18 protein-coding genes are annotated in these 22,456 nt (G+C 73.5%); 4 read left to right on the top strand and 14 right to left on the bottom strand.

What is annotated here, in order from left to right; translation table 11 throughout:
- Positions 1-372: 372 nt before the first annotated feature.
- From IAG42_RS07235 to xdhC, 3 genes are read left to right on the top strand one after another with little or no spacing between them, the layout of a single operon-like run.
- Complete coding sequence (locus IAG42_RS07235) at positions 373-1,824, top strand: xanthine dehydrogenase small subunit (RefSeq protein WP_188336201.1); 1,452 nt, start codon at positions 373-375, stop codon at positions 1,822-1,824.
- A complete protein-coding gene (gene xdhB / locus IAG42_RS07230) occupies positions 1,821-4,193 on the top strand; it encodes a xanthine dehydrogenase molybdopterin binding subunit (protein WP_188336200.1) in 2,373 nt (790 codons plus the stop codon). Before IAG42_RS07235 ends, xdhB begins: the two co-directional genes overlap by 4 nt.
- Positions 4,186-5,016, top strand: coding sequence for a xanthine dehydrogenase accessory protein XdhC (gene xdhC / locus IAG42_RS07225; protein WP_188336199.1), 831 nt, complete (start codon positions 4,186-4,188; stop codon positions 5,014-5,016). The genes xdhB and xdhC overlap by 8 nt, the downstream gene beginning before the upstream one ends.
- Before the next feature lie 9 nt (positions 5,017-5,025).
- On the opposite strand, the gene IAG42_RS07220 is transcribed toward xdhC, so the two are convergent.
- Positions 5,026-6,138, bottom strand: coding sequence for a hypothetical protein (locus IAG42_RS07220; protein ID WP_188336198.1), 1,113 nt, complete (start codon positions 6,136-6,138; stop codon positions 5,026-5,028).
- A gap of 138 nt (positions 6,139-6,276) precedes the next feature.
- Here IAG42_RS07220 and IAG42_RS07215 point away from each other — a divergent pair, with 138 nt between their 5' ends.
- Complete coding sequence (locus IAG42_RS07215; protein WP_188336197.1) at positions 6,277-6,954, top strand: phosphatase PAP2 family protein; 678 nt, start codon at positions 6,277-6,279, stop codon at positions 6,952-6,954.
- Between the two features lie 1,149 nt (positions 6,955-8,103).
- Here IAG42_RS07215 and IAG42_RS07210 read toward each other — a convergent pair.
- The 13 genes from IAG42_RS07210 to IAG42_RS07150 are packed head-to-tail and all read right to left on the bottom strand — an operon-like array spanning position 8,104 to position 22,455.
- Complete coding sequence (locus IAG42_RS07210) at positions 8,104-9,429, bottom strand: glutamate-1-semialdehyde 2,1-aminomutase (RefSeq protein ID WP_188336196.1); 1,326 nt, start codon at positions 9,427-9,429, stop codon at positions 8,104-8,106.
- Between the two features lie 8 nt (positions 9,430-9,437).
- Positions 9,438-9,992 carry a dTDP-4-dehydrorhamnose 3,5-epimerase family protein gene (locus tag IAG42_RS07205; protein ID WP_188336195.1) on the bottom strand — a complete coding sequence of 185 codons (555 nt, stop codon included), beginning with the start codon at positions 9,990-9,992 and terminating at the stop codon, positions 9,438-9,440.
- On the bottom strand, positions 9,989-11,209 hold the full coding sequence (locus IAG42_RS07200; protein WP_188336194.1) for a polysaccharide pyruvyl transferase family protein: 1,221 nt from the start codon (positions 11,207-11,209) through the stop codon (positions 9,989-9,991). Before IAG42_RS07200 ends, IAG42_RS07205 begins: the two co-directional genes overlap by 4 nt.
- Positions 11,206-12,162: a glycosyltransferase family 2 protein gene (locus tag IAG42_RS07195; RefSeq protein WP_188336193.1), complete on the bottom strand. Its 957-nt coding sequence runs from the start codon at positions 12,160-12,162 to the stop codon at positions 11,206-11,208. The genes IAG42_RS07200 and IAG42_RS07195 overlap by 4 nt, the downstream gene beginning before the upstream one ends.
- A complete protein-coding gene (locus IAG42_RS07190; protein ID WP_188336192.1) occupies positions 12,159-13,463 on the bottom strand; it encodes an MATE family efflux transporter in 1,305 nt (434 codons plus the stop codon). Before IAG42_RS07190 ends, IAG42_RS07195 begins: the two co-directional genes overlap by 4 nt.
- Before the next feature lie 5 nt (positions 13,464-13,468).
- Positions 13,469-14,743 (bottom strand): DUF4910 domain-containing protein, encoded by a 1,275-nt coding sequence (locus IAG42_RS07185; protein ID WP_188336191.1) that lies wholly within the window; start codon positions 14,741-14,743, stop codon positions 13,469-13,471.
- Positions 14,740-15,765, bottom strand: coding sequence for an NAD-dependent epimerase/dehydratase family protein (locus IAG42_RS07180; protein WP_188336190.1), 1,026 nt, complete (start codon positions 15,763-15,765; stop codon positions 14,740-14,742). Before IAG42_RS07180 ends, IAG42_RS07185 begins: the two co-directional genes overlap by 4 nt.
- Positions 15,766-15,771: 6 nt before the next feature.
- Positions 15,772-16,419 carry a PIG-L deacetylase family protein gene (locus IAG42_RS07175; protein ID WP_188336189.1) on the bottom strand — a complete coding sequence of 216 codons (648 nt, stop codon included), beginning with the start codon at positions 16,417-16,419 and terminating at the stop codon, positions 15,772-15,774.
- A complete protein-coding gene (locus IAG42_RS07170; RefSeq protein ID WP_188336188.1) occupies positions 16,416-17,210 on the bottom strand; it encodes a glycosyltransferase family protein in 795 nt (264 codons plus the stop codon). The genes IAG42_RS07175 and IAG42_RS07170 overlap by 4 nt, the downstream gene beginning before the upstream one ends.
- Positions 17,207-18,457 (bottom strand): class I SAM-dependent methyltransferase, encoded by a 1,251-nt coding sequence (locus IAG42_RS07165; RefSeq protein ID WP_188336187.1) that lies wholly within the window; start codon positions 18,455-18,457, stop codon positions 17,207-17,209. The genes IAG42_RS07170 and IAG42_RS07165 overlap by 4 nt, the downstream gene beginning before the upstream one ends.
- Positions 18,454-19,668 (bottom strand): glycosyltransferase, encoded by a 1,215-nt coding sequence (locus IAG42_RS07160; protein ID WP_188336186.1) that lies wholly within the window; start codon positions 19,666-19,668, stop codon positions 18,454-18,456. The genes IAG42_RS07165 and IAG42_RS07160 overlap by 4 nt, the downstream gene beginning before the upstream one ends.
- Positions 19,669-19,670: 2 nt before the next feature.
- Positions 19,671-20,915, bottom strand: a complete 1,245-nt coding sequence (locus IAG42_RS07155) for an O-antigen ligase domain-containing protein (protein WP_188341230.1) — start codon at positions 20,913-20,915, stop codon at positions 19,671-19,673.
- A 1-nt stretch (position 20,916) separates the two neighbouring features.
- Positions 20,917-22,455: a right-handed parallel beta-helix repeat-containing protein gene (locus tag IAG42_RS07150; RefSeq protein ID WP_188336185.1), complete on the bottom strand. Its 1,539-nt coding sequence runs from the start codon at positions 22,453-22,455 to the stop codon at positions 20,917-20,919.
- Position 22,456: the final 1 nt, after the last annotated feature.

Raw genomic sequence — 22,456 nt, 5'->3', positions numbered from 1 at the left:
GCTAGCGCGCGCGTGTGTCCGAAGTGCGGAGGGGTCTTGACCCCTCGCGGCCCGAGCGATTAGCGTCCGGGTGCCATCGGCCCGCGCGTGACGGAACGCGCGCGGCGAACGCGCGGCAGGACGAAGGGAGGCGACCGGCGGATGAACACCTGCTCCGATCTCGGTCGTCTCGCCCAGCGCACCGCCTGGGCGCCGGGCCGCATCGCACACGGCTGCTGACCGCCCTTCCGGCCTCCTGGGGTGCCCCTCGCGGTCCCACCCCCTCACTCCTTCCGGGTCTCACGTCTCCACCGCCTTTCGGCACGCCGCACCCGCGTGCCCTCCCGCGCCCTTCCCTGACATCCGGCGCGCACACAGAAAGCTGCCTGGACCTTGGCGAACCACGTTCAACTCACGGTCAACGGGGCCGACATCCCGCTCGCACCGGCCCCGCCCCACACCACCGCCCTCGACCTGCTGCGCGAGCGCGGCCTCACCGGCACCAAGGAGGGCTGCGCCGAAGGAGAATGCGGCGCCTGCTCCGTGCTCGTGGCCCGCCCCGGCACCGACCGGCCCACCGACTGGGTCGCCGTCAACGCCTGCCTGATCCCGGCCGCCGCGCTCGACGGCCAGGAGATCGTCACCGCGGAAGGCCTCGCCGCGGGCGCCGCCGACGGCGAACTCCACCCGGTGCAGGAGGAGATGGCGGTCCGCGGCGGCTCCCAGTGCGGATACTGCACCCCCGGGTTCGTGTGCAGCATGGCCGCCGAGTACTACCGGCCCGACCGCTGCGCCCACCCCGCCGGGGACACCGGCGCCGAGCACGGGCCGAACGGCTTCGACCTGCACGCCCTGAGCGGCAACCTGTGCCGCTGCACCGGCTACCGGCCCATCCGCGACGCCGCGTTCGCCGTCGGCGCGCCGGGCGAGGACGACACCCTGGCCCGCCGCCGCGACGAGGCGCCGCCCGCCCCCGTCGCCACCTCCTACACGCAGGGCGAGCGGACGTTCGTACGGAAGGACACGCTGGCCGACACGCTGCGGCTGCTGCGCGAACGGCCCGACGCGACGGTCGTCGCGGGATCCACCGACTGGGGCGTCGAGGTCAACATCCGCTCCCGCAGGGCCGATTGCGTGATCGCCGTCGACCGGCTGCCCGAACTGCGGGAACTGCGCACCGGGTCAGGGCACGTCGAGATCGGCGCCGCCCTCACCCTCAGCGAGATCGAGCGCGGACTCGCCGGCTCCGTGCCGCTCCTCGCCGACCTGTTCCCGCAGTTCGCGTCGCGCCTCATCCGCAACTGCGCCACCCTCGGCGGCAACCTCGGCACCGGCTCGCCCATCGGCGACAGCCCGCCCGCGCTGCTCGCCCTGGAGGCGTCGGTCGTCCTCGCCGGCGCCGACGGCGAGCGCGTCGTGCCGCTCGCCGAGTACTTCACCGGCTACCGGCAGAGCGTGCGCCGCCCCGGCGAGCTGATCCGCGCCGTGCGCGTGCCGCTGCCGCTGTCGCCCGTCACCGCCTTCCACAAGATCGCCAAGCGGCGCTTCGACGACATCTCCAGCGTGGCCGTCGCCTTCGCGCTCGACGTCCGGGACGGCACCGTGCGCAAGGCCCGCATCGGCCTCGGCGGTGTGGCCGCCACCCCGATCAGGGCGCTCGCCACCGAGGCCGCCCTGGAGGGTGAGCCCTGGACGGAAGCGACCGTCGAGGCCGCCGCCCGCGTGCTGCGCGGCGAGGGCACCCCGATGAGCGACCACCGGGCCAGCGCCCTCTACCGCTCCGCGATGCTCGGCCAGAGCCTGAAGAAGCTGTACGCACAGACCACCGCGGAGGTGTCGGCATGAGCCAGTTGTCCGAGCGCCCGGAGAAGGCCGTCGTCGGGCGGTCGATGCCGCACGAGAGCGCCGTCCAGCACGTCACCGGCACCGCCCTCTACACCGACGACCTCGTCGCCCGCACCAAGGACGTGCTGCACGCCCACCCCGTCCAGGTGATGCACGCCCACGGCCGGATCACCGCCCTGCGCACCGCGCCCGCGCTCGCCGTGCCCGGCGTGGTCCGCGTCCTGACCGGGGCCGACGTGCCCGGCGTCAACGACGCCGGCATGAAGCACGACGAGCCGCTCTTCCCCGACGAGGTCATGTTCCACGGCCACGCCGTCGCCTGGGTGCTCGGCGAGACCCTGGAAGCGGCCCGGCTCGGCGCCGAGGCCGTCGAGGTCGACCTCGACGAACTGCCCTCCGTGATCACGCTGGAGGAGGCGATCGCCGCCGACAGCTTCCACGGCGCCCGGCCCGTCATGGAGACCGGCGACATCGACGCCGGATTCGCCGACTCCGCCCACGTGTTCAGCGGCGAGTTCCAGTTCTCCGACCAGGAGCACTTCTACCTGGAGACCCATGCCGCGCTCGCCCAGATCGACGAGGCCGGCCAGGTCTTCGTGCAGAGCAGCACCCAGCACCCCTCCGAGACGCAGGAGATCGTCGCGCACGTCCTCGGGCTCAGCAGCCACGAGGTGACCGTGCAGTGCCTGCGCATGGGCGGCGGCTTCGGCGGCAAGGAGATGCAGCCGCACGGCTTCGCGGCCGTCGCCGCGCTCGGTGCGAAGCTCACCGGCCGCCCCGTCCGGCTGCGCCTGACCCGCACCCAGGACCTGACCATGTCCGGCAAGCGGCACGGCTTCCACGCCCGCTGGCGCATCGGCTTCGACGCCGAGGCCCGCATCCAGGCCCTGGACGCGGGCCTCACCGCGGACGGCGGCTGGAGCCTCGACCTGTCCGAGCCGGTCGTCGCCCGCGCCCTGTGCCACATCGACAACACGTACTGGATCCCCAACGCCCGCGTCACCGGCCGCATCGCACGTACCCACAAGGTCTCCAACACCGCCTTCCGCGGCTTCGGCGGACCCCAGGGCATGCTCGTCATCGAGGACATCATGGGCCGGTGCGCGCCGCTGCTCGGCCTCGACCCGATGGAGCTGCGCGAACGCAACTTCTACCGGCGCGGCCACACCACCCCCTACGGGCAGCCGCTCACCCAGCCCGAACGGATCGGCGCCGTCTGGGACAAGGTGCGGGAGAACGGCGCCGTCGCCGAACGGCGGCGCGAGATCGAGGCGTTCAACACGGCGCACCCGCACACCAAGCGGGCCCTCGCCGTCACCGGGATCAAGTTCGGCATCTCCTTCAACCTCACCGCCTTCAACCAGGGCGGCGCCCTCGTGCTGATCTACAAGGACGGCTCCGTCCTGATCAACCACGGCGGCACCGAGATGGGCCAGGGCCTGCACACCAAGATGCTCCAGGTGGCCGCGACCACCCTCGGCATCCCGCTGCACAAGGTCCGGCTCGCCCCCACCCGCACCGACAAGGTGCCCAACACCTCGGCCACCGCCGCCAGCGCCGGCGCCGACCTCAACGGCGCCGCCGTCAAGAACGCCTGCGAGCAGCTGCGCGAACGCCTCCTCCAGGTGGCCGGCACCCAGCTCGGCGCGCCCGCCGCCGACGTCCGCGTCGTCGAGGGCGTCGCCCGCGCCCTCGGCAGCGACCGCGAGCTCGCCTGGGACGACCTCGTGCGCACCGCGTACCTCCAGCGGGTGCAGCTGTCGGCCGCCGGCTTCTACCGCACCGAGGGCCTGCACTGGGACGCGAAGTCGTTCCACGGCTCGCCGTTCAAGTACTTCTCGCACGGCGCGGCCGCCGCCGAGGTGGAGGTCGACGGCTTCACCGGCGCGTACCGCGTGCGGCGCGTCGACATCGTGCACGACGTCGGCGACAGCCTCTCGCCGATGATCGACATCGGGCAGGTCGAGGGCGGCTTCGTGCAGGGCGCCGGCTGGCTGACCCTCGAGGACCTGCGCTGGGACGCCGGCGACGGGCCGCACCGGGGCCGGCTCCAGACCCAGGCCGCCAGCACCTACAAGCTGCCGAGCTTCTCCGAGATGCCCGAGGAGTTCCACGTGGAGCTGCTGGAGAACGCGACCGAGGAGGGCGCCGTCTACGGCTCCAAGGCGGTCGGCGAGCCGCCGCTGATGCTCGCGTTCTCGGTGCGGGAGGCGCTGCGCGAGGCGGCCGCCGCGTTCGGTCATCCCGGCACGCCTGTCGAACTGGCCTCGCCCGCCACGCCGGAGGCCGTGTTCTGGGCGATCGAGGCGGCCCGCGCGAGTGCGCCCCGGGCCGGCCGGGCCGAGGCGGAAGCGCCGGTCGGTGCCTGACACGGCCTGGATCGCCGCGGTCGCGCGGCTGCGGGCACGCCGGGAGCCCGGCGTGCTCGTGACCGTCACGGCCGTGCGCGGTCACGCCCCGCGCGACGCCGGCGCGAAGCTCGTCGTGGGCGCCGGCGCCACCTGGGGGTCGATCGGCGGCGGCAACGTCGAGGCCGTCTCCATCGACCGGGCCCGGGAGATGATCGCCGGGGCCGCGACCGCGCCCGAACTGATCGACTTCGCCCTGAACGACAAGGTCACCAACCGGCACGGCGTCCAGTGCTGCGGCGGCACGGTCCAGGTCCTGCTCGAACCGCTGCCCGTGGTGCGGGCCGTGGCCGTCTTCGGCGTCGGCCATGTCGGCTTCGAACTGGCCAGGATCCTGGCCCGCCAGGACCTGGACCTCCACCTCGTCGACAGCCGCGCCGAACTCCTCACCGGGGAACGGCTCGCCGTGCTCACCTCCGACGCGGTCGCCCAGGTCCACACCCACCACACGCCGCTGCTGCCCGAGGAGGTCCTGGACGGACTGCCGCACGGCACACACGTCCTGATCATGACCCACGACCACGCCGAGGACGCCGCGCTGTGCGACGCCGCCCTGCGCACCGGTCACCTCGGCTCGATCGGGCTGATCGGCTCGGCCGCCAAGTGGACCCGCTTCCGCCGCCGTCTCGCCGACGAGGGCGGGCACGACGACGAGGTCATCGCCCGCATCAAGACCCCGATCGGGCTGACCGAGATCACCGGCAAGGAACCGGCGACGATCGCGGTGAGCGTCGCCGCCGATCTGCTGCGTGCCTTCGAGGACGAGGACGCGCGCACGGGGTAGGGGCCGGGGCTAGGAGCGGGTGGCGGTGCCGCACTCGCCGTCGCGCTCCGGGGAGACCACCGGCGCGCTGCGGTCGTACGGGTCCGCGGTCGGTCCGTCCGACGCCCCGGGCCCGTCGAACGTCGGGGTGAGGAAGCCGTTGTGAGTGCGGCAGCCCGCGTTCGTGGTGTGGATCATGTTGCTGTGCACGGAGAAGGTGCCGGCCTTCGTGACGACCTTCTCCGGGTTCTGCCAGTCCATGACCACCTGGCGCCGCACGATGACCCGGGTGACCTCGTCCGGGTCGCCGGCCGCGGCCACGACCGGGTACACGTACGTCACGTCCGTGGTCACCCGCAGCGCGTGTTGCGGGCCCGGCCCCTCCTCGTACGAGAGCCGGCCGCGGACCTTGACCACGTCCCCGACCAGCGACGTCCTGTCGGGGTCGAAGCGGCTGAACAGCACCAGCGGGTCGTACTTCTCGCTGGGGGAGCGCAGGGACGTCTCGATGAACTCCTGCTCCCGCGGCTGCTTCGGATTGATGTACGCGATGGCCTCGCTCGGGCGTGCGCCGCGCAGGACCTCTCGGTCGAGGCTGGAGGCGACGAGGAAGTCACGGCTGCGGTCCAGGGCCTTCGCGACCTGCGCCTCGTCCATCCAGGCCGTCGCGCGGGGCGCTGGCACCGAGATGCCGGCCGCGCCGTCGGCCCAGCGGGCGGCGGGCGAACCCCGGAACGGTTCGGCGCGCGTGCCGCGGAGGGTTCCGGTCGAGGGCGGCGGGCCCGTCGGGGGCGCCGTCTCCGCGCCGAGCGGGGTGGCGTCCGGCGCGCTGCCCACGCCTCCCGCGCCGAACAGGTGCGTCACCCGGTCCGGGGCCAGGACCCAGAGCACCACGGCGAGCGCCGCGAGGATCCCGGCGACGTACCAGCCGGTGCGCCGTCGGGGGCGGGCCGGGCTGTACGTCCGCCAGCCCCTGCCGTTGCCGTCCTGGGGGTCCTCCTCCTGGAGGCGGCGGGTGACCATCCGGGCCCGCGCCGACGGCTCCTGCGGGGCGTCGCGCACGCCCTCCTCGGACTCCCTGAGGAAGCGCTCCCACTCCTCGTCCGAAACGGACGAACCACCCTGTTCCCCACCCGAGTTCACGCACTCCTCCAGTCCTTCGGCGAGGCATGATGATCGCACGGGCGCTCTGGATGCGGGTCCTCGGAGCGGGCTCGATACTGGAACCGTCGTCCCTGACCAGGGCGACGGACACGACAGCGGTACGGCACGACAGGGGGCATGTCGGTGGGGGAGTCCGGGCGGGACCGTGCGGTGGAGGAGCGGGCGCTGCTGCCCGCGCCGCTGCGGGGGGTGTCGGTGCCGATCGGGGTGGTGGCCGTGCTGGTCGTCGCGGTGGTCGGCGTGCTGTACGCCGGGCACGGGCAGCCGGGGCGGGTGGACCGGTGGTTCGTGGATCCGACGGACGACACGGTGGGGCAGCCGTGGCGGGGGGTCGCGCTGGCGCTGGACTCTCTGGGGGAGCCGGTGGCGGCCGTGCTGCTGGTGGGTGCCGTCGCGGTCGGCTGCCTGGTGCGGCGGCGCCCGCGGGCGGCGGTCTTCCTGGTCGCCGCGACGGTGGGTGCCGTCGTGATGGCGACGCTGCTCAAGCACGTGGTGGGCCGCACCATTCACGGGGACAGCAACCTGTCGTACCCGAGCGGGCACACGGCCTTCTTCACGGCGCTGGCGGTCGCGGTGGCGCTGGTCGTCGACGGGCGACGGGGGGTGGTCCTCGGTGCGGCGCTCGTGGGCGGCGCCGCGATGGGGTGGGCGCAGGTCGCGCTGGGGGCGCACTATCCGACGGATGTGCTGGGCGGCTGGTGCGTGGCGCTGGCGCTCACCTTCGCGCTGGCCCGCCTCACCGATGTGACCGCACGCCGTGCCTCCCGGGACGCGTCGTTCCCGGCCCCGAAGTAGGGCGGCCCTGCGGGGAGGGGGGGCGGCGTTCGGAGGGTGCGCGTTTCGTCGTGGCCGATCGCGCAGTTCCCCGCGCCCCTGACAACACCCGCCTCCCTCACCCCACGGTCCTCCGGCCGGCCCCCATCACCTCTGACCTCCGGCCGGGTTGGCCCACCCCAAGCCGTCCGGCGTCCAGCCGGTCTGGCCCACCCCAGGCTGTCCGGCCTCCGGCCGGGTCTCGCCGGCGCAGGCCCCTGGCCCGCCCCCTGCTCCCACCCACCCGCCCCCTCCGGGTGCGTCGGCCCGGCGCCCGGCCGCGGACCGTTGTCGTCGGGTTTTGGGCTATGCCGCAGCCCGGTGCGGGTGCGGGTGCGGGTCGCCGTCGTCGAGTGGGGCCATCGCCCTGGCCCTTCTCCCACCCGCCCGCGCCCCCTCCGGGGGCGTCGGCCCGGCGCCCGGCCTCGGGCACGTGTTCCCGTCGTCCCGGGCTGGGATGCGCCGCAGCCCGTTGGTGCAGGACGCCTGCGCTCAGGGCCCAGCCTCTGACACAACTCCAGTGCCGCGCACGCACTCCATCCGCCCTGCATGGGCAGCACTTTGGTTTGGGGCAAGCGCTCCAGCCGCCTTGGCTTTTGGGCAGCACTCAGGCCCCGGGTACGTACCCGGTCGCGTCGACCTAGCCTTGGGCAGTCTGCCGCCTGGGGCGGCAGGGTGGGCGAGGCGGCACCCAGGTGCCGGGTGCGCGAATCGGTCGGCTTCAGCTACAGCGTCGGCGCCGTAGGGGCTGAGCATCGTCGCCGACCGCTGCGCCGTCGTGGTTGCTCGCGCAGTTCCCCGCGCCCCTGACGGGGCCGAGGCCGCTGGAGCGCGCGGTGGCGGGGTCGGGTTGCAGTGCCGCGCCGTATGGGTCTGGCGCCGTCGCCGACCGCTGCGCCGTCGTGGTTGCTCGCGCAGTTCCCCGCGCCCCTGGCGTGGCCGCTCTGCTCGGCGCCGAATCAGCGTCGCCGCAGTCCGGGACGACAGGAACTCGTGCCTGAGGCCGGGCGCCGGGCCGACGCCCCCGGAGGGGGCGGGTGGGTGGAAGAAGGGCCAGGCAAAGGCGGGAGGCGACGGGCGCCGGGGTCGTGTCTTCGCCCCGGCGCCCGGGAGTTGTCCCGGCCGCCGCGATCAGGCCCGGCGACGGAAGACCGGTTTGACGGGGCGGCCGCCCTGCCAGGGGGTGGGGTCGCCCGCGTCCAGGGCCTTGCGATAGACCCCGCACGCGTCGGCCACGACCTCCACCGTGCGGTCGATGTCCGTCTCGTCGAGCGCGCCGCTCACCACGAAGGAGGGAGCGAGGACCCCGCCCGCCAGCAACTGACGGAGGAACAGCGTGCGGTAGGGCTGGGACGGCTGCCCGTACTCGTCGAGCGTGGCGAACACCAGGTTGCTGGCCCGGCCCCGGACGACGACGTGCTCCCCGACGCCCCGGCTCGCCGCGGCCTCCCGCACGCCGGAGGCCAGCCGCTCCCCGAGCGCGTGCAGCCGGGCCGTGACGCCCTCCTCGACGTACGTGTCCAGCACCGCCATCGCCGCCGCCAGCGCATGCGTCTCCGCGCCGTGCGTCGTGGACAGCAGGAACACCCGGTCGTGCGTGTCCCGCAGCCCGCCCCGCTCCATGAACTCCCGCCGCCCGGCGAGCGCCGACACCGCGAACCCGTTGCCCAGCGCCTTCCCGAACGTGGAGAGATCGGGCACGACCCCGTACAGGCCCTGCGCCCCCGCCTCGGACCAGCGCAACCCGGTGATCATCTCGTCGAACACCAGGAGACAGCCGTGCCGGTGGGCCAGTTCGCGCAGGCCCTCCAGGTAGCCGGGCGGCGGCTCGGCATGGCCGGCCGGCTCCAGGATCAGGCAGGCGACGTCGCCCGCGTACCGGGCGAGCACCTCCTCCGTAGCGGCCAGGTCCCCGTAGGGGAACGACACGGTCAGGTCGGTGATCGCGGCCGGGATGCCGGCGGACATCGGCGTCGTGCCGATGAACCAGTCGTCCACGGAGAAGAAGGGGTGGTCGGCGCAGACCGCCACGCGGGTGCGGCCGGTGACGGCGCGGGCGAGGCGCACCGCCGCGGTGGTGACGTCCGAGCCGTTCTTGGCGAACTTCACCATCTCGGCCGTCGGCACGGTCGCGAGGAACCGCTCGGCGGCCTCCACCTCCAGCACGGACGGCCGGACGAAGTTGCTGCCGCGGTCCAGTTCACGGCGCACCGCCTCGGTGACCCGCGGGTGGGCGTGCCCGAGGCTCACGGAGCGCAGCCCGGACCCGTACTCGACGTACCGGTTCCCGTCGACGTCCCACACGTGCGCGCCCTTGCCGTGGCTGATCACCGGCGCGAGGTGCTCGGGGTACTGGTCGTCGCCCTTGGCGTAGGTGTGCGCGCCCCCGGGGATCAGCGCGTGCAGCCGCTCGTTCGCCGCGCGCGAGCGGGGCAGTTCGAAGTCTTCGGCGTCCACGGCCCGTGTCACCGTTCCTTCCGCTGCTTGAGGACCTCGGCGAGGCCGGGCGCCTCCCGGTCACGGCGGGACATCGACGTGGCGGGCAGCGGCCAGGGGATCGCGAGTTCGGGGTCGTCGAAGGCGATCGTCACGTCCTCGGACGGATCGTGCGGACGGTCGATCCGGTACGAGGTGTCGGCGCTCTCGCTGAGCGCCTGGAAGCCGTGCGCGCAGCCGGCCGGGACGTACAGCGTCGTCTGTGTCTCGCCGGACAGTTCGAAGAACGCCCGGCCCAGGAAGGTCGGGGAGTCCTCGCGCAGGTCGACGACCACGTCGAAGATCCGCCCCGACGAGCACCGCACCAGCTTGGCCTCGCCGGCGCCCGAACGCAGGTGCATCCCGCGCAGCACGCCCCGCACCGAACGGGACACGCTGTCCTGGACGAAGGCGTGCGGGTCGAGGCCCACCGAGCGGATCACGTCCGCGTCGAAGGTGCGGCAGAAGAAGCCGCGCTCGTCGGCGTAGGGGGTGGATTCGAAGAGGAACGCGCCGGAGATCTCCGGGACTTCGGTCGCTTTCATGGAACCTCTCGCATTGTGGGGGTGGTGGTGTCGGTGGGTGAGGGCAGCAGCGCGGTCAGGGCGTCGAACTGGTCGCGCAGGTCCCGGGCGGCCGCCTCGCCCCGCTCGGCGATGGTGCGCCGCACGTCCGCCGCGTTCCTCTCCAGCTCCCGGAACTGTTCGAGCAGCCGGTCCGCGTCGACCGCGCGCGCCGGATGGCAGTACGCGCCGAGGCCCATCCGGTCCATGAGCGCCTCGCTCTTGGCCGCGTAGCTGACGGCGAGGACGGGTGTTCCGGTCTTCAGGGCGCAGATCAGGTTGTGGTAGCGGACCGCGACCACCGTGTCGGCGGCCGTCATCTCGTCCATCAGGTCGGCGAGGGAGGCCGGTTCGGCGGCCGTGACCAGTGACGAGTCCACGGCGTCGAGGATCGCGGCGACCACCGACGCGTCGCAGGTGTCGCCGGTCAGCAGCCGCACCGGCCGGCCCTCGTCGACCAGCGCGCGCACGAAGCGGATCGTGCCGTCGAGATAGCGCCGGTGGATCTCGCCGGCCCGCGCGCGGTCGTCGTCCCCGCCATGGAAGTCCATGACGCCGAGGCAGACCGGCCCCGGCAGATCCGAGGGCGGTTTCGGCTCCGGGGCGGGCAGGGCGAACGCGAGGTCCGGGTAGACCCGGTCCCGCGCGGTGTCCACGCCCATCGCCCGCAGCGCGTCCCGGGACCGCTCGTCCCGGTACGAGCGGTACGCGGCGAGCCGCGCCGACCAGCGCACGAGGGTCCGCGTCGACGGATTGCCGATCGGGGCGGCGCCCACGCTGACGAAGGCGACCTTCGTGCCGAGCAGCCGCCCGCTCGCGCTCAGCAGGAACAGCGCGTACGGGAATCCCCACGGCCGCAGCGGCAGCGTGGCCTCCAGGACGCCCATGCCCGGCACGATCACCACGTCGTGCCGGCGAACCCAGGCGGCGGTGCGGAACGCGTCGACGAGCTTGCCGAGTCCTTTCCCCACGATCGCCCCGGCGCGGGACGCCGTCCGGTACTCCCCGCGGTACCAGTGCAGCCGCGTCGCGGGGATCCCGAAGCGGGCCGTGACCGCCTCGGGCCCCCCGCACAGCGCGTCCACGACCGCGCCCGGATGCTCCGCGCGCAGATGTCCGAGCAGGGCCTCCAAGGACCCGTCGTTGCCGAGGTTGCCGGAGCCGAGCAGGCCGAACACCCCGACGCGCACCGGCGTCACGCCCGCCCCCCGGCCCGGCCCTCGCGCCCGGCGACCAGCTCGTCGACGGAGACGGTGAGCAGGTCGGGGTCGACCGGCGCGCGGTCCTCGACCCGCTCACCGGCACCCGGCCTGGCCCGGCTGCTCATCCAGTCGGCGAGATGGCCGTAGCAGGCCCGCCGGTCGGCCGGGGACAGCGGCGCCCGCCGGATCGCCGCGACGAACCCCCACAGGTACTCGGCGAGCAGCCGCGGTGTCGGATGCAGCGGCCCGGCCCGGCGCGGGTCCAGATTGACGCAGCGGGCCCGCTTGCCGGGGTTGGCCCGCTCGGCGCGGTGGGGATGGTCGCGGCGGAAGTACAGCAGCTCCGGCACCTGGTGGAAGCGCCCGTGCAGGGTGATCTCGGCGACGAACGTGCGGTCCGCGTGGTGGTAGCTGTCCAGCGGCTTCACCCGGCGCAGCACGTCGGCCCGGATCACCCCGTAGAAGTCGTCGCCGCCCGGCTCGAACAGCAGACTGCGGAAACGGTCCGGGGCGCTCGGCGAGCCGGTGTCGAGCGTGTACGCGTACGGCACCTTGACCCGGCCGTCGGCGTCGACGACCGCCTGGTCGGTGTGCGCGAGGATCACGTCGGGCCGCTCGTCCAGCGCGTCCACACACCGCCGCAGCAGGTCCCGCCCGTACAGGTCGTCGTGCGAGGCCCACTTGAACAGTTCGCCGCGGCACTCGGCGAACACCCGGTTGTGGTTGGGGGTCGCCCCGACGTTGCGGGGCAGCCGGAGGTAGCGGATGCGGGAGTCCTGCGCCGCGTACTTGCGGCAGATCTCCTGGGTGGCGTCGGTCGAGGCGTTGTCGGAGACGACCAGTTCGAAGTCCTCGTAGGTCTGGCCGAGCAGCGCGTCGAACGACTCGGCGAGGTACTCCTCGCCGTTGTACACGGGCAGGCCGATGCTCAGCCTGGGGTGGGGGGTCATGACGTCCTCGCTTCATGGATCTCGTGGTTCCGGTGGTGCTCGCGCAGGGCGGACCGCAGGTGCAGCCACCACACGGCCGAGCCGCTCAGCGTCGCGGCGGCGACGCCCCAGGCCGAGCCGACCGTGCCGCCGGCGGCCGCGCCGCCGAGCCCGCCGGTGACGTAACAGAGGGAGGCGAACAGCTGGCAGCGCAGGCTGCGCCGGGCCGCGCCGAGCGCGCGCAGTCCGGCCGCCGCGCCCGTGCCGAGGCCCGCGCCGGCGACGGCGAGGGTCACCGGCACGACGAGCGGGGAGGCCGACTCCCACACGTGGCCGAGGACCAGTTCGCCGACCCGGTCCGGCATCAGCAGCAGCGCCCCGCCCCACAGGAGGGCGGCGCCGGCCTGCCCGCCGCCCAGCAGGAGGCAGAACCGGCCGAGCCGGTGCGGGGCACCGCGCAGCACCCGCGCCGCCTCGGGGACCGTGACGAGGGACAGGCCCATCAGCACGGCGAGGAACGGGCCGAGCAGCAGTTCGGCGCCGCGCACCGCACCGACCGCGCCGACGCCGACGATCACGCCGAGCCCGTACGCGCGCAGCTGGCTCGCGCCGCTGAGGCTCACGTTCTCGACGAGATAGCGGTAGCCGAGGTCGCGCTGCTCGCGCAGCCAGGCGCGGGCCCGGCCGGGCCGGGGCCGGATGCCGGACTGGACGACGCCGTACGAGGCGGCCACCGCGGCGGAGGCGCCCCAGGCCACCACGAACGCGCCCACGCCGCCCACACGGTCGGCGACGACCATGGCCGGGACGAGCGCGGCGCCCCACACCAGGTCGTTGACGAACGCCTTGCGGCCCGCGCCCGCGGCGAAGAACGAGAACCGCCAGGCGTCCTGGAGCAGCAGCCCCGGCATGACGACACCGAGGCAGGCGAACGCGGTCCCCACCCGGCCGCCGAGCGCGAGCCCGACGGCCAGGCAGACCGCGCCGATGATGACCCCGACGCCGAGCGCCGTGCCGGTGGACCGGGCGACGGCCCCGCGCCAGGCCGCCTGAGGCACCGCGCTGAACCGCACCACGAGCGGGTCGGTGGCCAGGCCCCGGGAGACGTTGAGGACCACGCCGTACGTCACCCAGGCCAGGCTGAACACGCCGAACGCGGTGACGCCCAGCGAGCGGGCCACGTACACGCCCACCACGAAGTTGGACAGGCTGGAGGCCGCCTGGTCGGCGAGCCCCCAGGACAGCCGGCCGACGAGGGCCCGCCGCGCGGACCCGGCCCGCGGCGTCGCCCGTACCTCTTCGGCCTCCTTCTCGGCGGTCATCGGCGTCACGCCTTGAGCAGGCCGGCCGCGGCGAGCGCGTCGGCCGCGTCCGCGACGGTGGCGAAGGGCAGCCCGGACCGCTCGGCGACGTCGATCAGATCGTGCTCGCCGTCGGAGAGGTTGAGCACCCAGAGCATCGCCATCTGGGTCTCCTTGGTGTCGCTGCGCCCGCCCAGCGCGTCGTACAGCCCGCGCCGCCCCAACTGCGGCTCGCCGTACGGGCTGAGATTGAGGTAGCGCCGGTTGCGGTCCAGGACGGCGAACGCCTCGCGGCACACGGCGAGGGTGTCCGCCATCGCCGCCGGGGACACGAAGTCCAGGTCGTCCGCCGAGGTGTGGTACTCGGGATAGCCCGCGTACGGGGTGCGGGTGAGCGAGCCGACCGCGAGGTCGAAGCCGGGCGAGCAGTACTGCCGCTCGTCGTAGCCGTACGGGGTGAACTCCCTGATCTTGTGCGGCCGTTGCGAGGCGGTCAGCACGTGCCGCAGCACCCGGTCGATCTCCGCGTCGCCGCGCCGGCTCCGCTTGTACGTGACGTTCCCCGGGTCGCCCGCGCACGCGAGCACGAGCCCGTGCTTCACCCGCCCCACCCGCTCCCGGTTGCGGGCCAGCCAGGTGATCGCCCCGATCGTGCCGGGCGCGTACACGAACCGGTACGTGTAGTAGGGCTCGCGCTCGGCCAACTCCCGTGCCAGGAAGGTCGCGACGGCGATCCCGGCCAGGTTGTCGTTGGCCAGCGACGGGTGGCAGACGTGGCAGGAGACGAGCACCTCGTCGGGGACCCGACCGGGGACCACGTGCTCGGCGTAGCTGAGATGCCCGTCCGCGAGCGTGGAGTCGACCACCACCTCGTACTCGCCGTCCGGGAGCGCGTCCAGGGTCTCCTGGGCCAGACAGAACCCCCACTCCGGCTTGTAGTAACTCGTCCGGTACGGCACCCACGTCGGGTGCTCCGGCAGGGTGTGCAGGTGCTGCTTCAGCTCGGCCAGCGGCATCCGCGCGGACACCGGCACGCTGTACCCGAGCACGTGCAGACTCGACGCGGCGAAGTCGACGACCCGTGCGCCGGTGGCGTCCGCGACGTACGCGTCACGGATGTTCCACTCCTGCGGCACCGTCCAGTCGAGCACCTGCGTCCCGGTCGGCACCTCGTGCCGGGTGAGCGGGACGTGCTCGCCGACGATGTCCAGGGTGGCGCGCACCCCGTCGCCCGTGATGCTCCGGCACAGCGGGTACATCCGCTCCACCAGCGCGTGCATCTCCTCGCCGACAGAGGTCATCCGCGCCGCCGCAGGGTGTCGTCGACGGTGCCGGCCTCGGACGCCGCGCGGAGCACGGCGAGCCGGGTGAAGCGCTCCTTGAACGCGGCCATGGTCAGCCCGTGCGTGCGGTAGGCGTCGGCCAGTTCGAGCGCGCCCCGCTTCACCGTCCACTCGCAGTCGAAGCCGGGCAGCGCGCCGCGGATCCGGGAGAAGTCCACCCGGTACGAGCGCGGGTCGGCACCGCTCTCGCCGGTGATCCGCACCTTCGCCCCGTCGACCGCCTCGGCGACCTGAGCGGCGATCTCGGCGACCGTCACGTTGTTGACCTCGCTGCCGACGTTGAACGCCCGGTCGTGCACCGCCTCGCGCGGCGCGTCCAGCGCGGCCGCGAAGGCGCGGGCGATGTCGGCGGCGTGCACCAGCGGCCGCCACGGCGTGCCGTCGGACAGGACGAGCACCTCACCGGTCAGCAGGGCGTGGCCGACCAGGTTGTTGAGCACGATGTCGGCGCGCAGCCTGGGGGAGTGGCCGAACGCGGTCGCGTTGCGCATGTAGACCGGTGTGAAGTCGGTGTCGGCCAGCGCGTGCAGGTCGTCCTCCACCCGCACCTTGGACTCCGCGTAGGGGGTCACCGGGCGCAGGGGCGCCTCCTCGGCGACCAGCTCGTCGCCCCCGGCGGCGCCGTAGACGGAGCAGGTCGACGCGTACAGGAAGCGCCGCACGCCCGCGTCGCGGGCCAGGCGGGCGAGCCGGACCGACGCGTGGTGGTTGATGTCGTAGGTGAGTTCGGGGGCCAGCGAGCCCAGCGGGTCGTTGGAGAGCGCGGCGAGGTGGATCACGGCGTCCACCCCGGCCACGTGCTCGGCCGTGACGTCGCGCAGGTCCACGCGGTGTCCGCGCGGGTCGGCCGGCGCCGGGCCGAGCACGCAGTCGGCGAACAGGCCGGAGTCGAGGCCGACGACCTCGTGTCCGGCGGCGGCGAGGACCGGGGCCATCACGGTGCCCAGATAGCCCTGGTGTCCGGTCAGCAGTACGCGCAAGGTGGTTCAACCCCCCAGGTTGAGAGTGAGTTTGGTGACGGCGAAGGCCTCGGCGTAGCGCGCGTGGCATTCGATGCCGCGGATCCGGGCCAGGCCCAGGAAGGCCTCCCGGTCGTACCAGGGACGGTGCCGCTGCGAGGGGTAGTGCTCCTGGAGCAGCCGGACCTTGTCCTCGGCCGTCTCCGGTGACAGCGGCTGGTACGCGGCCATGCGGCCGAGATCGCCGTCCCACTTGACGATCTCGTAGCCGAGGACCAGGTGGTCGCGGAAGGCGGTGGGGACCAGCCGGGCCAGGCCCCGGTGGTCCTGGTGCGCGTCGTCCGTGCGCGGGGCGAGGACCAGGTCCGGGTCGCCCTGCGCGCGCAGCTCCTCGACGGCGCGCTTCGCCTCGTCCCAGTGCACGGGCAGTCGGCCGTCCGGCAGCTTGTGCACGGTCAGCCGCAGGTCGGCGCCCGGGCAGAACGCGGCGAGCGCGGCCTCCTCCTCCTGCTCGCGCTCGGTGCCGCCGCCGGTGAGCACCAGCGCGTCGACCCGCAGGCCGGGGTGCGCCCGGCACAGCGTGAGGAGGGTGCCGCCGGCGCCGATCGCGATGTCGTCGCAGTGCGCGCCGACCGCGACGATCCGCTCCAGGCGTCCGGCGCCCAGCCCGATCACGCGCCCACCCCCGCGCCGTCCCGCTCCCACACGGCCCACGGGCGCTCGCCGCGGGTGTACGCGGCGTCGAGCGCGGCCCGCTCCTTCACGGTGTCGGTCGGCTTCCAGAACCCGCGGTGCCGGTGCGCCACCAGCCGGCCCCGCTTGGCGAGCTGGGCGCAGCCGTCGGCGACCAGGTCCCCGTTCTCGGGTATGTGGTCGAAGACCTCCTGGCGGAGCACGAAGTAGCCGCCGTTCTCCCACAGCGGCATGTCGCTGACCGCGGTGATCCCGCCGACCAGTCCGTCCTCGCCGAGGTCCACGCAGTGGAACGAGGACTGCGGCGGCACCACCATCATCGACGCGCCCGCGTCGCGCCGCTCGAAGTTCTCGATCATCTCCGGCAGCGGGGCGTCGGTCAGCACGTCCGCGTAGTTGGCGAGGAACATCTCGTCGCCGTCCAGGTGGTGGCGCACCCGGCGCAGCCGCTCGCCGATCGGCGACTCGATGCCGGTCTGCGCGAACGTGATCGTCCAGTCGGCTATGTCCGTGGAGAGCAGTTCGGTCTTCCCGCCGCGCAGCACGAAGTCGTTGGACGTCGTCTCCTCGTAGTTGAGGAAGAACTCCTTGATGTGATGGGCGCCGTAGCCGAGGCACAGGATGAACTCCTTGTGCCCGAAGTGCGCGTAGTAGCGCATGACGTGCCAGATCAGCGGGCGCGGCCCGACCATCGCCATCGGCTTGGGCACGTCGTCGCCCGCGCCGTCGCGCATCCGCATCCCGTAACCGCCGCAGAACAGAACGACCTTCATGCTGTGACCCCTCCGGGCGCGACCTCGACGATGCTCAGTTCCGGGACGGGGAAGACCAGGCGGCCTCCCCACTCGTGGACGTAGGACAGCTGCTCGACCAGTTCGTCCCGCAGGTTCCAGGGCAGGACCAGGACGTAGTCCGGCCTGTCCGCGGCGATCCGCTCGGGCGGCAGGATCGGGATGCGGGCGCCGGGGGTGAACCGGCCGTGCTTGTACGGGTTCCGGTCGACCGTGTACGGCAGCAGGTCGGGGCGGATCCCGCAGTGGTTGAGCAGGGTGTTGCCCTTGCCGGGGGCGCCGTAGCCGACGACCGTCTCGCCGCGCTCGGCGGCCCCGATCAGGAACTTCAGGAGGTCCCGGCGGACCTTGGCGACCCGGGCGGCGAACTCCGCGTACCCGGACAGCTCCTGGAGCCCGGCGGCCTTCTCCCGGGCCAGCACGTCCGCGACCCGCTCGGACGGCGCGCCCGCCGCCCCCTCCGGGCGGGCCCACAGCCGGATCGAACCGCCGTGCGTCGGCAGCAGCTCCACGTCCACGAGCGTCAGACCGCCGCTCGCGAGCGCCCGGATCGCGGACGCGACCGTGTAGTACTGGAAGTGCTCGTGGTAGATCGTGTCGTACTGGTTCTCCTCGATCAGCGTCAGCAGGTGCTGCACCTCGATCGACACCCAGCCGTCGTCCGCGACCAGCGCCCGCAGGCCCCGCGTGAAGCCGACCACGTCGGGGATGTGCGCGTACACGTTGTTCGCCACGACGAGGTCCGCCGGGCCGTGCTCCGCGCGGACCCCCGCGCCCACCTCGGGGCTGAGGAACTCCGTGAGCGTCGGCACGCCCGCCTCGCGCGCGGCGGCGCCCACGTTCACCGACGGCTCGATGCCCAGGCAGCGCACCCCCCGCTCCACCATGTGCTTCAGCAGATAGCCGTCGTTGCTCGCGACCTCCACCACGAACGACGCGTGGCCCAGACCGAGCCGCTCGGCGGCGCCGGTCACGAAGGTGCGGGCGTGCTCCACCCAGGACGTGGAGAAGGAGGAGAAGTACGCGTACTCCTTGAATGTCTCCTCCGGCGTGATCAGCGGCGGGATCTGCGCCAGCCAGCACTCCGAGCACACCCGCAGGTGCAACGGGTACGCCGGTTCGGCGCGGTCCAGTTCGTGCGCGGCGAGAAAGCTCTCGCACGGTGGCGTCGCGCCGAGGTCGACGACGCTCGCCATCGCCTCCGAGCCGCAGAGTCGGCATCGTGTCATCTACTGCCCCCCAGTTGTTCCGACCGTCCCGCGATCGCGGTCCGGTACTCCTCCAGCAGCCGCTCCAGGCCGACGGCCGGGCTGAACCCCAGCTCGTAACGGCTCCGGGCGGCCCGGCCCAGCTCCCGGCCCAGATCGGGACGGCCCGCGATCCGGCGGATCCGGGACGCCAGCGAGGCGGCGTCGCCCGGGCGGTGCAGCAGCCCGGTCACCCCGTCCTCGACCAGCTCGACGAAGGCGCCGTGCCCGGCGGCGACGACCGGGACCCCGGCCGCCATCGCCTCCACGACCACCAGGCCGAACGCCTCCAGCCACGTCGACGGCGCCACCACGGCCACCGCCCGCGCGACCGCCTTGCGGCTCTCCGCCGGATCCAGCAGACCCGCGTAGCGCACGTCGTCGCGGTCCGCCGCCCACGCGGCCACCTCGCGCTCCAGCGGCCCGGTGCCCGCGATCACGAGCGGCACGCCCACCCCGCCGTCCGCCGCCAGCTCGTCCCAGGCGGTCATCAGCAGCCGCACGCCCTTGGCCTCGGCGAGCCGCCCGAGATACAGCAGGTGCTCGCCCGCGGACGTCTCCGCGCGGCGGACCTCCGGCTCCGGCACGAAGTTGTGCTTCACCGCGATCAGTTCCGCCGGCATCCCGGCCCCCACGAGGACCTCGCGCTGCGCCCGCGAGATGCACAGGAAGCGGGTGGCGCCCGACCACCACCGGCGCCGGTTCGCCGACAGGCTGACCGCCAGCGGGACCGTCGCCAGACGGGAGCCGCGGTAGCAGCCGTGCCGCACGGCGGGCAGCGGACTCCCGCCGACGCACTCGGTGCAGGGCCGGCCGTCGCGCTGCAGCGTGCCCGGCGGGCAGACCTGCGTGTAGTTGTGCAGCGTGGCGACGGCGGGCACGCCCGCGTCCGCGCACGCGGCGAGCACCGCGGGGGACAGCAGCGGGAACACGTTGTGGACGTGCACCACGTCGGGCCGCTCCGCGCGCAGCCGCGCCGCCAGCTCCCTGCGGACCGCCGGGTTCCACGGCACGAGCAGCGGCACCGCGACCTTCCCGAGCAGGGAACGCCCCCCGATGTCGTCACTGCGCCGCTCGAACAGGTCGACCCGGTGGCCGGCCGAGCGCAGCAGCTCCACCTCCCGGTCGACGACGTTGTTCTCCCCGCTCGGCTGCGCCGAGCCGTAGCGGTTGTGCACCACCAGGACACGCATGATCAGGACACCTCCGAACGGCGGGGCGCGCGGCGCGCTGTGCGGCGCCGGGGGACGTCGGGCGACGGCACCGGCGCGGCCTGTGCGGGCACCGCCAGCAGGGAGGCGGCGACGGCCAGGTGCAGCAGGTACGGCGAGGCGTCGCCGAGGCCCGCCTCGGTGTACGAGGCGATCCCGCAGTAGCTGATGAGGAAGATCGCGCAGGCCCGCTGGAGCGACGGCGGCCGCAGCAGCGCGACGCCGCCGAGCACGAGGACGACGGCCGCGACGAGGGTCACCCCGATCAGGCCCTGCTCGTTGTAGACCGCCAGCCAGCTGTTGTCGATCGGCAGCCCGCCGAACGACTTGTCGCCGAGGCCCATCCCGAACACCTGCTCCGAGGTGGTCCGGGGCGCGGCGAGCAGCGCGTCCCAGACCTTGGCCCGCCCCGTCAGGCTGGAGAAGTTCTCCTCGGTCTGGCCGCGCAGGAACCAGGACTGGAGCGCGGAGGCGAAGGCGACGGCGCCGACCGTCGCGCAGACCACCGCCCAGCCGAAGAACCGGCGGGCCGCCGCGCTCGTCAGGAAGAGCGAGCCGATCGCCAGCACGAGCCCGATGATCAGGCCGAGCGTCGCGGTACGGGTGTGGGTCAGGGCGAGCAGCACGAGGGACGGCACGATGACGACGACCGCGCTCGCCCGGTCCGTCCTGCGGCCCAGCACCAGCAGCACCGTCAGCCCGATGATCACCGCCGCGTACTGGCCGATCTGCGGCGGGGTGAGCGGCCACAGCGCGCCGACCAGCCGGCCCCCGTACAGGTCGGGCAGGGCCGCCCCCGGCGAGACCGCGAGGCCGGCCGCGACCGAGCCGAGGACGAAGAAGTACATCCGGATGTGGTGCCGTACGAACGTCAGGCCGCCGTCCCACCAGCGGCTCAGCAGCCACAGCGTGCTGACGAACAGCGCGAGGCGGGCGCAGCGGAACAGCGCGCCGAGGCCGGCCTCCAGGTTCACGCTCGCGATGACGCTCGCCACGACCAGGAGCGAGAGCAGCAGCACGTAGGCGCTGGGCCGCACGCGCAGCCGCAGGTTGACCGCGAGCGCCAGCGCGAACGCGCCGACCAGCGCCCCCATCGTGACGACCTGGATGACCGAGCGGGGCAGCGGGACGATCGTCACGGCCCCGGCGGAGCCCAGCGTGTTGAGGACGAGGAGTCCCCACACGACCCCGACGGTGCGGGGCGCGCGTGTCGCGGCGGCGCCGTCCATCTCAGTCACCGTCCCGTACGCGCAGTGTGCTGCCCGCGTCCTGCCGGTACGGCCCCGCCTGCCACTCCTTGAAGTCGAGCGTCCGGCTCGGGTCGTGGGCGACGAAGCTCCACGGGCCGCGGTAGTCGTTGTCGTACCAGCGGTTGTGCTGCTTGCCGGTGATCGCCTCGGCGACCTTCTCGCCCTTGTACGGCGACCAGTCGGGATAGGTGCCGTAGTTGGCGAGGACCGCCATGCGGCCGCACTCCGTCCTGCACTTGACGACCTTCGGGTCGAGCACGAAGCGGTTGTCGTGGATGTCGACCCGCTGGGTCCTCCACCGGCAGTCGGAGTACAGCGGCTCCTTCGCGATCGCGGGCGCGGAGCAGCGCGAGGTCTTCGGCACGAGCAGGGTGCAGTCGCCGGACGAGGTGTTGGCCGGGCTGTTGCAGAACCGGTCCGCGTTCTCCCACAGGGTGATCCCGGACCAGTTGTCCTCCAGCACGTTCCCGTAGATCTCGATCTTGTCCGTGCGGGCCGGGACCCGGGGCTCGCCGCCCGACTCGGACAGATAGACCGTCGCGAACGGGAAGCTGTCGCCCTCGTCGGCCCGCTCGCGGCCCTCGACCCAGTTGTTCCGCCGGATCGTGTTGTTGCGGACGACCGCGTTGTAGCTCGTCTCGTAGATCAGCGCGGCGCCGTCGTTCGCCTCGAGCACGTTGTCCTCGATGCGGAAGTCGTTGTTGTTCGTGTCCGCCCACAGGCCGGTGCCCCGGTTGTCGTGCACCCAGTTGCCCCGCACGTCGGCACCGTCCACGGCCCAGAACTTGATGCCGCCGGTGCAGCCGCAGCCCTCCCGCTTCTTCTCCCAGTCGCCCGTGTTGTTGCCGACGATCTCGTTGCCCTCGACGACCAGGCCCTTGATCCGGCCCTTCGACTTGTAGGCGTTCATGCCGTACTGGCCGTTGTCCCGCAGGCAGTTGGCGCGGACCTGCTGGCGGGCCCCGGCCATGAGACCGGCGCCGGAGTTCCGCTGGATCGTGGAGTGCTCGATCACCCACCCGTCGCCCGAGTCGTGGTTGACCACGCCCTCGTCCGGCGGCGCGACGAAGCCCTGCACGGTGAGGTGGCTGATCGTCACGTCGGCGGCGGTGCCGCCGAACGCGTACTGGTTCTTCTTCCCGCCGTCGAGCACCGCGCCGGGCGCCCCCACGAAGCGGTCCCCCTTCTTCGGGATGACCTGCGCGAACCGGTCCGGGTCCAGCCGGTGCGTGCCGGGCCGCAGCCAGAACGTCGTGTTCGGCGGGCTCTTCTTCGTCTTCGCCGCCAGATCGCCGACCACCTTCGGGTCGACGGTGACCGCGCCCTCGGGAGCCTTCCCGGGCCCGTCCGCCGGGGCGGCGCACACCCGGGCCACGGTCGTGGCCGCAGTCCCCGAGGTGGTGGGCGCGCCACCCGGCTTCGCCGACGCGTCCGGCGAGCTCGTGCACCCGGCGGTGGCCGGCAGGACCAGCGCCAGCGCTGCCGCCGCCCCCGCCCAGTGCCTCCTCCTGATCGCCACG

Source organism: Streptomyces xanthii (genome assembly GCF_014621695.1).
In the GTDB taxonomy this organism is placed as follows: domain Bacteria; phylum Actinomycetota; class Actinomycetes; order Streptomycetales; family Streptomycetaceae; genus Streptomyces; species Streptomyces xanthii.
Note: the sequence above shows the minus strand (reverse complement) of the source record. Positions and strands in the feature narration are given on the sequence as shown.